Genomic DNA, 13,643 nt, shown 5'->3' with positions numbered 1-13,643 from the left:
GCCGGCGCCATTGAACTACCAACCACCCCGCAAACTGACGGGCTATATGCTTCGCGGCTGACGCCGCTCCCACAAGGGTCTGCAAACCCGGCTCAGGGCAGGATATTGCCCTGGCGGTCGATGCGGTAATGCTTGCCGCCTTCGATGGCGGTGTGGCCGCCGGGGTCGGGTTTGCCGGGCGCGCAGCCCTGGCAGACTTCGGCAATGCCATCCTTGAATGGCCAACCCCAGTCGAAACGAGCCGCGAAGGCTGGCTGAAGCTGGCGGTCGTAGTAGCCAATCCGGCCATCGACCATGGCCCGGGTCAGGCCTTCCTCGAAGTAGTCGGGTTCATTGTCGTAGGTGATCACCGGCAGATGGCGGCCATCGCGACGCAGGTAGTAATGCTGTTTGCCGGCAATGATCGCGGTCAGCCCATCGGCATCGTACTCGAGCTGCGCCAGCGCAGTTTCGCTGGCGATCAGCCTGCCATTGCCGGTCCGCTTGCAGCCTTCCAGAATCTTGAACGCATCGGTGTCCATCCGGTAGCAGGCCTCATCGGCCAGCGCGATCGCGGGCACCGTGACCAGTGACAGCAAGGCTGCCACTGGCCAGCCGGCAGCGTGCCGGATCCGGCTCACTGCGCCTTGAGCTCGAACTTGGCCGGCTGCGGGAGCTCGACCGGTACGCCGTGCGCGTCGCAGGTGCCCAGGCTGCACAGACGCTCGCGCAGGCGCGGGGTGGCCTGCACGATCAGGTGGTAGATGGTGTTCTGTTCCATCGTGCCACGGACTGCCTTGCTGCCCGGGCCGCGTGCCCAGATGCCGACATCCTCACCGCCGTGCGATTCGCTCTTGGACGGCACCAGCGCTTCCTGCATGTAGTCCGGGTGCTCGGTGTCGACATGGGTCAGGTCGGGGCGGCCGTTGGCGGCTTCGAAGCTGCTCGGCCCATGCGGGAAGCGCTTGGGGCCGGCCGGCTGCTGGTTGCTGGCGCCGGTATAACCCGGGCCATTGGCGTAGCTCAGCGTGGTGTAGGGCATACCCATTCCGTCGCGGGCCAGATCCAGCGCGCCCATGCCGTCTTCGCCGCCCTTGTCCTTGACCTTGCCGAGGATGGCATTGCCGCGCGCCGGGTAGCCGACGAAGTTGAGGGTGTGCGAGTGGTCGGCGGTGACGATGATCAGGGTGTCCTCGGCCGAGGTCGCGTCCATGGCGGCCTTGACCGCGTCGGACATGGCGATGGTGTCGCCCAGTGCACGGGCAGCGTTGCCGCTGTGGTTGGCGTGGTCGATGCGGGCGCCTTCGACCATCAGCACGAAGCCTTCCTGGTGCTTGGACAGGTTGGCGATGGCGGCACGGGTCAGCTCTGCCAGCGAGGGCTCACCGGCCGGGTCCTTGGCGCGGTCCTGCTCGTACTGCATGTGGTCCGGCTCGAACAGGCCGAGCAGGGCCGGGGCGTTGGCGGCGGCCTTGAGCTGGTCAGCGTTCCAGACATAGGCGCCCTGCGGGTGCTTGGCCTGCCACTCGGCAACCAGGTTGCGGCCATCCAGGCGCAGGCCAACCTTGTCGGCGTACTCGGGGTCCTGCTCGTTGATGGTGGTGAACTGGCCGCGGCCGCCACCCAGCGCGACCAGCGGGCCCTGGCCGTAGCGGGCGGTGGAGATCAGCTGCTGGGCGATGTCCACGCAGCCGGCGGCCTTGGCCGCTTCCGGCAGGTCGGTGTCGTTTTCCCAGTTGCGCTCGGGTGAGTGCGCATAGGTCGCCGCCGGGGTGGCATGGGTCAGCCGTGCGGTGGAGACGATGCCGGTGGCCATGCCGGCGCTGTCGGCCAACTGCAGCCAGGTCAGCAAGCCCTTGGGCAGGCTGTCGGCGCAGTTGTTGCGGCTGCCGGCGCTGACGCCGATCGCGCCCATGTGGGTCTTCACGCCGGTGGTGATGGCGGTCATGGTGCCGGCCGAGTCGGGGGTCTGCGAGTCGGTGTTGTAGGTCTTGCTGAACGCGGTGGCCGGGAAGCGCTCCCAGGACAGCAGGTTCTCTTCACCCGGCTGACCCTTGCGCTGGCCTTCGAGGATGCGTGCCGCGGCCACGGTGGTCAGGCTCATGCCGTCGCCCAGGAACAGGATGACGTTCTTGGCCTTGCCGGCCATGGCGCCATTGCCAGCGGCGCGGGCGGCACCGTCGCGGTACCACCACTGCGGTGTTTCCCCGTCCGGACGGGTGATCTGGGGGACGTCAACGCTGACCGCGTTGGCCGGGCCGGACTGCGGGCCGGTGCTGGCGCAGGCGCCAAGCAGCAGGGTGGACAGGGCGGCGGACAGGAAACTGGCTTTGCGCATCGGGGTTGTTACCGCTGGATGAATACAGACCGCCATTATGGTCAAGCGTGGAAGGCATGCATATGACACGCAGCTTTTCTGTGTGGGCATCGTGCTGGCGCAGGCCTTGCGCTATCGTGGGAACCTTCGATTTTTATCCCGGATTGACGATATGAATGTGGTTTCTGCCTGGCTGCGGATCCCCTTCTGGCAGCGGGTGGTCGGCGGCTTCGTGCTCGGCGCGCTGGCCGGCTGGGCGCTGGGACCGGCGGCCGAAACCTTTTTTGGCCCCTTGGGCGAGCTCTACGTCACCTTGATCAAGATGATCGCGGTGCCGCTGGTGTTCTTTGCCGTGATCAACGCCATCGGCTCGCTGCATGGGCAGAAGTCGGTGGCAGCACTCAGTGGCCGCACCTTCCTGTGGTTTGTCATCACTGCCGCGTTGGCGGTGGGCATCGGCCTGCTGGTTGGCACGGTGATGCAGCCGGGCACCGGCGGCCTGAAGCTGGCGGTGGACACGGCCTATACCCCGCGTGACGTGCCTTCCATCGCCAAGGTGCTGATGGATGTGGTGCCGTCCAATGTGTTCTATGCGCTGGCCGGTATCGGCACCAAGGCCAATGCGGCCGGTGAGCAGGTGCTGGCGGCCGGACGTGGCTCGATCCTGCCGGTGATCTTTTTTGCCGGCCTGCTCGGCTTTGCGATGGTCAAGCTGGGCGAGAAGGTCAACGAGGCGCGCAAGCTGGTTGGGCAGATGAGCGAGATCATGATCCAGGTGACCCGCTTCGTGCTGGAGATGACCCCGCTGGGTACCTTCGGCCTGATCGCAGGCCTGGTCGGCAGCTATGGCTTCGAGAAGCTGCTGCCGCTGGGCAACTTCGTGCTGGCGCTGTACGTGGCCTGTGCGCTGCACATCGTCGTCGTTTACAGCGGCCTGCTGCTGGCCCATGGCTTGAATCCATGGAAGTTCTTCCGGGGTGCCGCGCCGGGCATGCAGGTGGCGTTCGTTGCCTCGTCGAGCTTTGCGGCGATGCCAGTGGCGATGCGTTCGATCAGTGACAACCTCGGCGTCAACAAGGATTACGCCTCCTTCGCCGTGCCACTGGGTGCCAGCATCAAGATGGACGGCTGCGGCGCGATCTACCCAGCCTTGTGTGCGGTGTTCATCGCCCAGTACACCGGTGTGCCACTGACCCCGGAGCAGTATGTGATCGTGCTGATCGCTTCGGTGCTGGGCAGCTTCGGCACCGCGGGTGTGCCGGGTACGGCGGTGGTGATGGCGACGGTGGTGCTGAGCGCGGCCAACCTGCCGCTGGAGGCGATTGGTTACCTGTACGCCATCGATCGCATCCTCGACATGATGCGCACCATGACCAATGTCACCGGGCAGATGGTGGTGCCGGTGATCGTGGCCAAGGAGACCGGGCTGCTCGACCAGCAGGTCTATGACGCTGCGGGTACGCCAGCAATGGGTACTGGTGCGGGTGGGCGACATCTCGACTAGCGCGTTTGCTGTCGCCGCATCGGGCAAAAATCGGCATCGCTGAAATGCCCCTCACTTGAGTCTCTGAGTCACCCGGAAACCGATGCCCAGACCCTGGCATCGGTTTTTTTGTGAGAGCGGTGCCAGCGGCGAGATCCGAAATTCATCGGGTGATTGGGGGTGCGGGCAATCCAGCGCCGTCAGCTTCGCGGCCGACGCCGCTGCTACAAGCAGAGCAGAGGCCTTGCCGACCTATGTCATGCCTGGCCGTTGCTGCTTGTAGCAGGTGTAACAACTGCCTGTAACAACACTGATACAGCGGCGTGAAAGCCAGGCCAGGTGTGCATTTCGCGGTTCCATCGAGGCTTGCCTACGCCGGCTTTGATATCCGCATGGCTGTGACATGGATACACCCGGGCATGCTGGGCTGTACTTGCAACCAATTGTTTTTAATGGAAATAGTTGCTTGGCACGGATGCTGCTCCATCACTCGCGTTGGTACGAGTGGACGACGCAATGGACAGCTGGACCCTACATCGTTATGCCGCCCTGATCGGTTTGCTGCTGATCGGTACTGTCGCCAGTGAGGCCGCACTGGCCTCGGGTGCACGCCAGGGCGTAAAAGCACAGCCAGGCGAAATCGTGTTGTTGCGTGATGTGTCCACGCGCCCGGCCTACCGCATGGCACCGCCCGGCATGGCCTTGATCGCCGATCCCTCACCGCGCAAGGAGCTCAGCTCCGCCTTGGGGGTCGGTGGCATGAGTGAGCTCAGTGACGACGACTACGCGGCAATGGGTTCGGGCGTGGCCGGCAGCCAGCAGCTGGCCGGGCATGGCCAGACTACCGTCGAGCGGGTAACCAGCGGCGTGGTTGGCGGCACCTTGGGGCGGGTTGTGGGCGGTGACGGCATGTTGTCCGGTGGCCAGTTGTCAGGTGCCATTGGTGGTCCGATGGGGGCTGTGGGTGGTGCGACGCGGGGCATTGGTGACCAGGTGCGCGGGGCCTTGGCGCAGTTCCCGTTGGGCCAGCCGGCCGGGGCAGGTGGCAAGTGAGCAGATCCATCCTGCGCAGCTCCGCTGTGTTGCTTGTAGCAGTGCTTTCCGTAGCGGCCAACGCGCACGCGCAGTCGGGCACTGACAGCTACAGCGGCATGCTGTCCTATCTCTCCACTGACACGCGTATCGAGGGTGGGGCCTTGGCCGGTGCCAATGGCTCGATCAAGGTCAATCAGGCGGCGGGTGACCTCAACCTGCAGGCCAACCTGCACAGCATGGCCAATGGCGGGCAGGCATCGGCCAGTGTCCGCAGTCTGCAGCAGCGCCAGTCCAATCTTTTCAATTCACCGATGCAGGCCACGGCCACCATCGGCGGCAATGCGCTGGCCGGTGCCGGTGGCATTGCGTCAATCAATCAGGCCAGTGGTGGTGGCAATGCGGAGTTGAACTCCGTCACCGCGACGCTGGCCGCACAGGGCATACGCGAGGCAAGTGATGAAGCCATGGCTTCATCCGAGGTGCTCGCGTCGGCAGGGGGGCAGTCCATCGTCACCGACCCGCGTGCTACCCGAAGGGTAGGTGTGGAGGCATCCGCATTGCGCGGATTTGACGGTGTGCTGCAACTCAATCAGATCGCGGGATCAGGCAATGCAACGGAAAACAGGTTCAGTATTTCCGTGCAGAGCACCCCGTGAGCACAGCTCCATCCACCCGATGCATCAGAAAACCTGAAGAGGGCACCATGAAAGCGATCAAATGGAACGTACTCGCCATGGCGGTTTCCGCGCTGACCCTCAGCGCGGCAGCCAATGCGGCGGACGATCAAAACGCGAGCGCGAACATCGACCACAAGCACAATGTGACCGAGACGCGCACCAATACCAACACGAACACCAACATCAATACCAATGTTGATACCGACGTTGATCTGAAGTTGGATGCTGCAGCTCGTCTGCGCTACAACGACACCCGCAACAATACCGATACCAGGACCAACACCGAGACCACCAGCACCTGGTCCAGTGATGTAAACGAGAACGTGCAGAAGACCTCGAACATCACTGCCGACGAGCGCAAGGAAAAGAACAACCACGGTGTCGATGTGAACATCGAGAAGGACATCCGCCTGAGCTCGGACGTGAACTTCTCCGGTGACCCGACCATCACCGGCAATATCGACCTGGATTCGGCAGCGATTGCCATCGTTGACAACCGCCAGTCGATCTCCAACAACCAGGCTGGGAATGCGCTGCTGGACAACGATGCCTCGATCGGTTCGGATGTTGCTTCCAATGCTTCAGGCAACCTGGGCTTCAACGTGGCTGCTGGTGACAACAACGCCCAGGACAATGCCGCTGCGCTATCGGCTGCTGACGCGTCCTTCAGCTTTGGCATGGCCGACGCCGAAGTGTTCGTGAACCAGGCCGGCATGAACAACATGACCATGAACCATGGTGTTACCAATACCGCCGGTATTGGTGGCAATGCGTTCTCCGGTGCAGCCGGTAACATCGGCGTCAATGTGACCTCGGGCAACAACAACGAGCAGAAGAACGCTCTGGCTGCCTCGGTCGCTACCAGCGCCTATGCCACCTCGACCATCAGCTCGAACCAGAGTTCGAGTGGTAACAAGGTCGAGAACAATGGCTACTACGACCGTCTGGTCAGCACCGTCAACGTAAACCTGAGCGGCAAGGTGACGGGTACCACCAAGGGCAGCGGCACCGGCGAGTACGCTGGCACCGGCAACTCCTACCAGAAGACCAACTTCTATCCGGACAACTGGAGTGGCGACACCCATCCGTCCGGCGATCAGACCGGTCACTCTGATTGGGACAACCAGACCCAGGGTGCCGTTGCCAATCCGAACCGTCCGGGCGTGGGCGGCATGGCGTGGGATACCGATGAGAAGGGCACCAGCAAGTTCAGCGAGATGGGAACGGCTGATCTGACGGCCAGCCTCAGTGGCCAGGTGAGCACCGTTAACTGGGTGGCGGTCAATGCGACCAATACCGCCAGTCTGTCGGGCGCCGCGTTCTCCAACGCCTCCGGCAACATCGGTGTGAATCTGTCCTCGGGCACCGGCAACCTGCAGGCCAACAGCCTTGCGCTGGCGGTGGCACAGCCGTCAACCGGTGGCGGCACCCCGCCCAACGGTGGTGGTGAGTGAGTCGTAACGGGATGCGTCATCCCCTGGGATGACGCGCCTGCTCCGCGTAACAAACCCGGCCATCCGCCAATGACCGGGTTCCGGGAGCCCCCATTCCTCTCCCCCGGGAGGGGGCTCCCACCTTCCGCCGCTCTGGAGGTACTACGCTCATGCTTCGTCGCTCGCTGCTGTTGGCTTGTGCGTTGAGCTTGTCACCCGGCCTGTTGCATGCGGGCGAGGTGGCATTCAGCAGTGTGCTGCCCAATGGCGCCTTGTACAGCGGGAAGGTCGAGAGCATGAAGGAGCGACGTTTTCGCAACCTGGTGCGGCAGCAGACCGATTACAGCTGCGGTGCTGCGGCGTTGGCGACCATCCTCAAACATGCCTACCACCTCAACACCGACGAGGCGACGGTGATCCAGGGAATGATGGGGGTGGCCGACCCGGAGTTGGTAAAGCAGCGCGGATTCTCGTTGCTGGACATCAAGCGTTACGTGGAATCGCTGGGCATGCGTGGTCGCGGCTACCGGATTGATGAAGAGCGTCTGATGAACCTGCGCGTTCCCAGCCTGGTGCTGATGGATGTACGCGGCTTCCGCCACTTCGTCGTACTCAAGCAGATACGCGACGGCATGGCCGAGGTTGCTGACCCGATTCTCGGCAATCGTGTGGTGCCGTTGCCGGAGTTTCTCGAAGCCTGGCCTTCGCGCGCTGTGTTCGTGGTCATAGGCAGCGACTTCGACCGCAATACCGTGCTGCTGCAACCCAGTGAGCGGCCCAGTGCACGCGCGCTGTATGCGCGGCAAGGGGCCAGCCCCATTACCGATGCGGAACTGGTCGATTTTGGTTTCAGCCATGCGGACCTGTTCTGAAGGAGTGTTGTGATGAATGCAATCAAATTTGCCCTGCTGGCCTTGGCGCTGACTGTCGCGCTGCCAGCCCTCGGCGCGGAACCAGCACAGAAGCCAGGCAAGGGCCTGCACGAAATACCCGACCCGGAACTCAATCTGATGCGTGGCCGCTATACCGTTGGCGGCAATGCCGTGGCCTGGTTCGGGGTGACCATGATTTCGACCTGGCAGACCGGGACCGGCCAGAACCTGCAGGGCAGCATGCAGCTGGGCATGGATTTCAGCAAAGGCGGCAGCGTGCCGAAGGTGACGTTCACCCCCAGTGTCAGCATCACCGACGCCAATGCGCCACTGCCTGGGAGCAGCGGCCGCAGTATCGACGGCAGTGGTCTGGACAACGTGGCAGGCGTCAGTCAGAGCGTGCAGATCGCCGGCGATGGCAATCGTGCCAGCAACGTCATGCATCTTGATGTGCGTAACGACGGCGTCGTGCCAACGGCCAGCGGATCGGTGGCGGGCAATGCCACGGCGCAGTCGGGCGATGCCAGCGCTGTGGCCAGCTTTGATGGAAATGCGGCACGTCTGCAGTTGACCATCCAGGGGCAGGGGGCGGTGCAGCAATGGTTGCGTAGCGGTAGCGTTGGCCAGGGCATCCAGCTGACCAGCGATGGGCAGTTGGTCAGCAACCGGCTGCAGATAGATCTGGTGCGGGCGTCGATGGCAGGGAACCTGCCGTTGGCGCAGAACGTGGCACAGGCCATCACGCTCAATCGGGGGATTGGCGGGATTGGCGGGCAATGAGTACGTGCGCTGCACGTGCTTTGGCGAGTCCAACGTAGAGGAACGAGACAATGAAACGACTGGCGATGGCGGCGCTGGTGAGTCTGACTGTTGCTTCACCCAGGGTGATGGCGCAGGAGGCGACAACCGGCAGTAACGATGCAGAAGACGTACGGGCACTGGTGGCGCAGTTGGAGGCGCTCAAAGCCAGCTATGCCCAGGAGGTACGGCGCCTGCGTGAACTGGACATGCAGGTGCAGGCAATCCAGGCGCGGGTCACGGGCAAGACCGCGCAGGTGCTGCCGACACCGCAGCTGCCTGCGGGGGAGGCTGCCACCGCTCCCGTTGCTGCGGCGCCGCCTGCAGCTTCAACGCCCGCGGGAGAAGGCTATGCCAGCAGCGCGACCGAAGCGCAACGGGCCAAGGAAGCAGCACGGCGCAGTGTTGATGATGTGAAACAACAACAATCGGCCCTGTTCAATCAAAAGCTGACCTTGGAAAACAGCATCACCTATGCACGCTACGACCGTAAACAGCTTACCCTCAACGGCTTCCTGGCCCTGGATGCGATCTTCCTTGGCAACATTGCCATCGAGAACGTCGAGTCCGATTCGCTTACCTACAACTTCGCGGCGCGCTGGGGTCTCAATCCCCGCCTGACCTTGAACCTGGATGTGCCGTATATCGCCCGCAAGACCATTTACCAGAAGGGTGGCGCAGGTGGATCGGCGGCCGCCATCGCGCAGGAAGAAACCCACGGTACCGGCATCGGCGATGTCAGCGTGAGCGCCAATTACAAGTTGTTTGGTGAGCGCGGCTGGCGGCCGGAGACTGTGTTGACCGGCGGTGTTACCGCGCCGACCGGACGAGAGCCTTATGGCTTGGATTGGAAAGTGATCGAGCGCGACGACGACAATTTCATTCGTTTTGCGGTGCCGTCCAAGCAGCCAACCGGCAATGGTCTATGGCAGGCGAATATCGGGCTGTCAGCGGTGAAGAGTGCGGACCCTGCGATTCTGTTCGGCAACATCGGCTATGTGCGCTCGTTCAAGCGCAGCTTTGATGATATCGATGCCAATCCGGACACGGTCAATCCGGGCGAGGTCAATCTGGGTGATTCGTATTACTTCGGTGCGGGTGTGGCATTTGCCTTCAACGAGCGTACCAGCCTGAGCATTTCCTTCAGCGACCGTATGAGTGCCCGTGCCAGCACCCGCTACAAGGACGGCAAGTGGATGAAGGTGATCGGCAGCGATGGCAATGCCGGTACGCTCAATCTGGGGGTGACATACGCGTTGACGCCCAAGGCCACCTTCGTCAGCTTGCTGGGAATTGGACTAACTCCGGATGCACCGGATTTCACCCTGGCGTTCAAGGTGCCTTACATGCTGTGAGCACGCTTGCGCGATGAAACTTGTTCAACAAGGGGGCGCTGCGTGCAGCCACTCAGCGCAGCGCTTCCAGCTCCAGTTGATGTTTGCGGCACATGCGATAGATGGTCACCCGTGACACTTTCATCAGCCTGGCGCAGGCGCTGATGTTGTATTGGCTTTGCTGCAGGCACGACAGCAGGGTTTCGCGTTCGGCATGACTGCGCGCCTGGCTGAGTTGGGCGCCATTTGTGGGCTGGTTGAGTTCCAGGTCGGTACAACTGATCAATTCGCCTTCGGCAGTGATGGCCGCGCGCTGGACCCGGTTGAGTAGTTCGCGGACGTTGCCTGGCCAGGGAAAACGATCCATCGCCTGACGTGCTTCCGTGGTGTAGCCACGTGCGCGGGTGGGGTGGCGCATGCGGAAGTTGCGCAGGAACTGGCGGGAAAGCAGTTCGATGTCACCGTCGCGTTTGCGTAGTGGTGGCATCGCCAGGCGCAGCACGTTGAGCCGGTAGTAGAGATCGCGACGGAAGCGGCCCTCCTCCACCGCACGTTCCAGGTCCACGTGGGTGGCAGCGAGGATGCGCACATCCACCGGGATGGGCTGATTGCTGCCGACCCGTTCGATGGTGCCTTCCTGTAATACCCGCAACAGGCTGGTCTGCGCATCCAGCGGCAGGTCGCCGATTTCATCAAGGAACACGCTGCCGGTGTGCGCGGTTTCAAACAGGCCCTGGCGACGGCCGGTGGCACCAGTGAAGGCTCCACGCTCATGACCGAACAGTTCCGATTGGATCAAGGTGGAAGGAATGGCACCACAGTTGATTGCCTGGAAGGGTTTGCCGTTGCGTGCCGATAGGCGATGCAATGCATGGGCGGCCACTTCCTTGCCGGTGCCGGTTTCCCCGGTGATCAGGACGGGTAGATCCACCGGTGCGTACTTGCGCAGGGTGGCACGCATGACCAGCATCACCTCGCTCTCGCCGAGCAGGGTTTCCAGCACGTCCTCGCTGGCCGCGCGCGGCACGTCGTTGCTCAGGCCCTGCAGGCCACGCAGCAGTTCTTTCAGATCCGGCGGGTGCGGAAACTGCTGGCGACAGGCAGCAAGCAGGGGATGGCGCGGCAGGTGCTCAATGCCGTCGGTGGCCGGGGTGATGGCAAACAACGGCATATGCTGATGCTCGGCGGTGAGCTTGCCGATGCGCTCCAACTCACTTTCCGAGCTGGTGCGGAAATCGATCAGGCCAACCACCGTATCGCCGCCACGCATGCCGATGTGCGCGGGCTGTTGGGGAAGTACCGTTCTTACCTGCCAGCCATCCGCAGCCAGCATCACTTTCTCTCTTGCCCCCGGATTTCCAAACCAGATCACACAACGTGTACTTGACACAGATGTTGCGGCCATGCCTGGTCACTCCTCCATTCGGCGTCACCATATACCTGTGTTTCGCGCATGTGCAATCGTATTTGGCACTTTGTTTGTGGGTAGCTGGAGAGCTGTTCGTATTAACTTTTGTGCAAAAAAAGTGATGTCGAACGGTCGGGCAATAAAAAAGCCGCAACCCGTAGGTTGCGGCTTGGCAGGTAGTTGCCGACAAGGCGCTTACAGCGCCACGCGACGTGCCTGCATGAACTTGTCACCCCAATAACCGGTGAGCAGCGTATCGGTACGCACGTCCTTGCCGGTGCTCGGGGCGTGCAGGAAGCGGCCTTCACCGACGTAGATACCTACATGGTCAACGCGTCCCTTGCGGCCGAAGAACACCAGGTCGCCGGCGGCCAGTGACGCGCGGTCATTGATCAGTTCGGAATTGGCCTGGCTGGCCATTTCGCGTGACACGCGCGGCAGCTCGACGCCCAGCGCGGTACGGAACACATAGCCGACCAAACCACTGCAATCAAAGCCGGCGTCCGGCGAGGTGCCGCCCCAGCGATACGGGGTGCCCAGCAGGGTCATGGCACGGCGCAGGATGGACTGCACCTTGCCATCGGAATCATTGGCCAATGCCGCCTCGGTGGCAGCGGAGACACCCTTGGAGGCGTCGTAGGCGGAAATCAGCCGACTGAGATCGCCCGCAAACATCGCCGAGCGATCCATCAGCGGAATGGTTTCGCTTGCGGCCAGGTGCGGCAACAGCGCGGCGAGGGTAGCGGTGGCAGCGCTGTCAGCCTTGCTGCGCGGCGCTTCGGTTTTGGCCGCCGCAGGCTTGGCAGCCGGGGCGGTATCGGCGCTCTGAGCCAGGGCGGGCAGGCTGGCCAGAGCCAGTGCCGCAGCGCAGATCAGGCGGCGGAGGGTGAGCGGAACAATCTTTGGCTGGCTCGGATGGGACGTGTTGTCAGTCGTCACGCGGCAGTCACTAGGAAAAGTCGATGGGCGATCATGCCCTGTGAAACGTGTGGATAGGTACAATTTTCGTTAACAAAACGTTATTTTTCGTGAAGAGGGTCTCGTTTTACCGTAATACTCGCTTCGCACCGGTGTAATGATCCCGCCAATAGGCCCCATCAAGGTGGTCCAGGCGGACGGTTCCGCCGGTGCTGGGCGCGTGCACAAAACGGCCTTCGCCGACATAGATCCCGACGTGCCATACATTGCCCTTGTCGCCAAAAAAGACCAGATCGCCGGCGGTCAGGCGGTCGGTGGCGATTTTGGGCCCCTGGATGGCTGCCAGTTCGCGCGAGGTGCGCGGCAGGTTCAATGCCAGCATGTCCCGGTATACATAAGTGACCAGGCCGCTGCAGTCGAAGCCGGACTCCGGGGTATTGCCGCCGTAGCGGTACGGGGTGCCGACCAGCCCCAAGGCCCGCATCAGCACCGAGGCCGCTGCCGCAGGGTCGGCGGGGGGGACGGGTGAGTAATTGCGGGCCGGACTGGGTGCAGCGGCCCGTTTCGGCGGGTTGTGTCCACAGGCGCTCAACAGCGCGGCGGTCAGGAGTGTGGCCGGCAGGCGCCACGAGCAGAAGCGGAGAACTGGCGTGATGTGCATGGAGCCCGGATAATGCGCCACCTTAGAAGGCCGTCATCATGGCGGCGTCCCCGGCGGCCGACAAGCCGTCCCAACGTCTGCCAGCGGGCAGCCATTTATCAGAGTTGCGCATGAAGATCGAAAAAGACCGCGTCGTCCGTTTCCACTACACCGTCTCCGAAGTGGGCCAGGAGCCGATCGAGAGCTCCAAGGACCGTGATCCCTTGGCCATCCTGATCGGCCACGGCAACATCATCCCGGGCCTGGAAGCGGCGATGATGGACAAGGAAGCTGGCGAGAGCTTCGGCGTCGACGTGAAGTCGACCGACGCCTATGGCGAGCGCCGTGAGGGCATGACCCAGCGCGTGCCGAAGAAGCACTTCGGCAAGACCCCGCTGATCCCGGGCACCCAGGTGATCCTGCAGACCAATTTCGGCCCGCGCGCGGTCACCGTCGAGAAGGTCGGCATGACCGTGGTCGACGTCGACCTGAACCACCCGATGGCCGGCAAGGACCTGCATTTCGACGTGGAAATCATCGAAGTGCGTGAAGCCAGTGAAGAAGAAGTGCAGCACGGCCACGTGCACGGCGACGGCGGTCACCAGCACTAAGCGCTTGCCGCAAGGCAATGCAGCACCGGAACGGGCCCCGGTAGCGGGGCGGTGTGGGGTTGGCCCCAGTATTTGGGGGGGGGGGGGGGGGGGGGGGGGGGGGGGGGGGGGGGGGGGGGGGGGGGGGGGGGGGGGGGG

At 63.0% G+C, this 13,643-nt stretch carries 13 protein-coding genes; 8 read left to right on the top strand and 5 right to left on the bottom strand.

From position 1 onward, the window contains the following. Positions 1 to 92: 92 nt before the first annotated feature. Both ACVOL0_RS18670 and ACVOL0_RS18665 read right to left on the bottom strand, forming a co-directional pair. Positions 93 to 620: a WG repeat-containing protein gene (locus ACVOL0_RS18670; RefSeq protein WP_481550352.1), complete on the bottom strand. Its 528-nt coding sequence runs from the start codon at positions 618 to 620 to the stop codon at positions 93 to 95. Then, positions 617 to 2,317 carry an alkaline phosphatase gene (locus tag ACVOL0_RS18665; RefSeq protein ID WP_481550351.1) on the bottom strand — a complete coding sequence of 567 codons (1,701 nt, stop codon included), beginning with the start codon at positions 2,315 to 2,317 and terminating at the stop codon, positions 617 to 619. The genes ACVOL0_RS18670 and ACVOL0_RS18665 overlap by 4 nt, the downstream gene beginning before the upstream one ends. Positions 2,318 to 2,468: 151 nt before the next feature. On the opposite strand from ACVOL0_RS18665, the gene ACVOL0_RS18660 reads away from it, so the two are divergent. The 7 genes from ACVOL0_RS18660 (at position 2,469) to ACVOL0_RS18630 (ending at position 9,949) form a co-directional block, all read left to right on the top strand. Further along, positions 2,469 to 3,800, top strand: a complete 1,332-nt coding sequence (locus ACVOL0_RS18660) for a dicarboxylate/amino acid:cation symporter (protein WP_481550350.1) — start codon at positions 2,469 to 2,471, stop codon at positions 3,798 to 3,800. Between the two features lie 495 nt (positions 3,801 to 4,295). After that, complete coding sequence (locus tag ACVOL0_RS18655) at positions 4,296 to 4,832, top strand: hypothetical protein (protein WP_481550349.1); 537 nt, start codon at positions 4,296 to 4,298, stop codon at positions 4,830 to 4,832. After that, positions 4,829 to 5,470, top strand: a complete 642-nt coding sequence (locus ACVOL0_RS18650; RefSeq protein ID WP_481550348.1) for a hypothetical protein — start codon at positions 4,829 to 4,831, stop codon at positions 5,468 to 5,470. Before ACVOL0_RS18655 ends, ACVOL0_RS18650 begins: the two co-directional genes overlap by 4 nt. Before the next feature lie 47 nt (positions 5,471 to 5,517). Next, positions 5,518 to 6,945 (top strand): adhesin, encoded by a 1,428-nt coding sequence (locus ACVOL0_RS18645; protein ID WP_481550347.1) that lies wholly within the window; start codon positions 5,518 to 5,520, stop codon positions 6,943 to 6,945. Between the two features lie 149 nt (positions 6,946 to 7,094). Then, entirely contained in the window at positions 7,095 to 7,796 is a 702-nt protein-coding gene (locus tag ACVOL0_RS18640; RefSeq protein ID WP_481550346.1) for a C39 family peptidase, read from the top strand. 12 nt (positions 7,797 to 7,808) lie between these two features. After that, positions 7,809 to 8,576: a hypothetical protein gene (locus ACVOL0_RS18635; protein WP_481550345.1), complete on the top strand. Its 768-nt coding sequence runs from the start codon at positions 7,809 to 7,811 to the stop codon at positions 8,574 to 8,576. Between the two features lie 50 nt (positions 8,577 to 8,626). Beyond that, positions 8,627 to 9,949 (top strand): transporter family protein, encoded by a 1,323-nt coding sequence (locus tag ACVOL0_RS18630; protein ID WP_481550344.1) that lies wholly within the window; start codon positions 8,627 to 8,629, stop codon positions 9,947 to 9,949. A gap of 52 nt (positions 9,950 to 10,001) precedes the next feature. Here ACVOL0_RS18630 and ACVOL0_RS18625 read toward each other — a convergent pair whose 3' ends face one another. From ACVOL0_RS18625 to ACVOL0_RS18615, 3 genes are all read right to left on the bottom strand, one after another. Continuing rightward, positions 10,002 to 11,333 (bottom strand): sigma-54 interaction domain-containing protein, encoded by a 1,332-nt coding sequence (locus ACVOL0_RS18625; RefSeq protein ID WP_481550343.1) that lies wholly within the window; start codon positions 11,331 to 11,333, stop codon positions 10,002 to 10,004. Between the two features lie 198 nt (positions 11,334 to 11,531). Further along, positions 11,532 to 12,275 (bottom strand): C40 family peptidase, encoded by a 744-nt coding sequence (locus ACVOL0_RS18620; protein ID WP_481550342.1) that lies wholly within the window; start codon positions 12,273 to 12,275, stop codon positions 11,532 to 11,534. A 106-nt stretch (positions 12,276 to 12,381) separates the two neighbouring features. Further along, on the bottom strand, positions 12,382 to 12,915 hold the full coding sequence (locus tag ACVOL0_RS18615) for a C40 family peptidase (RefSeq protein ID WP_481550341.1): 534 nt from the start codon (positions 12,913 to 12,915) through the stop codon (positions 12,382 to 12,384). Positions 12,916 to 13,025: 110 nt separating this feature from the next. On the opposite strand from ACVOL0_RS18615, the gene ACVOL0_RS18610 reads away from it, so the two are divergent. Then, on the top strand, positions 13,026 to 13,505 hold the full coding sequence (locus ACVOL0_RS18610) for an FKBP-type peptidyl-prolyl cis-trans isomerase (RefSeq protein WP_481530891.1): 480 nt from the start codon (positions 13,026 to 13,028) through the stop codon (positions 13,503 to 13,505). The last annotated feature ends 138 nt before the right edge of the window (positions 13,506 to 13,643 follow it).

This window comes from Stenotrophomonas sp. STEN021 (genome assembly GCF_056760175.1).
Note: the sequence above shows the minus strand (reverse complement) of the source record. Positions and strands in the feature narration are given on the sequence as shown.

What these genes read in the sequence shown, in the direction of transcription:
- ACVOL0_RS18640 (WP_481550346.1), top strand. Translation starts at nt 7,095, where the DNA reads ATGCTTCGTCGCTCGCTGCTGTTGGCTTGTGCGTTGAGCTTGTCACCC.
- ACVOL0_RS18630 (WP_481550344.1), top strand. Translation starts at nt 8,627, where the DNA reads ATGAAACGACTGGCGATGGCGGCGCTGGTGAGTCTGACTGTTGCTTCA.
- ACVOL0_RS18635 (WP_481550345.1), top strand. Translation starts at nt 7,809, where the DNA reads ATGAATGCAATCAAATTTGCCCTGCTGGCCTTGGCGCTGACTGTCGCG.
- ACVOL0_RS18645 (WP_481550347.1), top strand. Translation starts at nt 5,518, where the DNA reads ATGAAAGCGATCAAATGGAACGTACTCGCCATGGCGGTTTCCGCGCTG.
- ACVOL0_RS18610 (WP_481530891.1), top strand. Translation starts at nt 13,026, where the DNA reads ATGAAGATCGAAAAAGACCGCGTCGTCCGTTTCCACTACACCGTCTCC.
- ACVOL0_RS18655 (WP_481550349.1), top strand. Translation starts at nt 4,296, where the DNA reads ATGGACAGCTGGACCCTACATCGTTATGCCGCCCTGATCGGTTTGCTG.
- ACVOL0_RS18660 (WP_481550350.1), top strand. Translation starts at nt 2,469, where the DNA reads ATGAATGTGGTTTCTGCCTGGCTGCGGATCCCCTTCTGGCAGCGGGTG.
- ACVOL0_RS18615 (WP_481550341.1), bottom strand. Translation starts at nt 12,915, where the DNA reads ATGCACATCACGCCAGTTCTCCGCTTCTGCTCGTGGCGCCTGCCGGCC.
- ACVOL0_RS18625 (WP_481550343.1), bottom strand. Translation starts at nt 11,333, where the DNA reads ATGGCCGCAACATCTGTGTCAAGTACACGTTGTGTGATCTGGTTTGGA.
- ACVOL0_RS18665 (WP_481550351.1), bottom strand. Translation starts at nt 2,317, where the DNA reads ATGCGCAAAGCCAGTTTCCTGTCCGCCGCCCTGTCCACCCTGCTGCTT.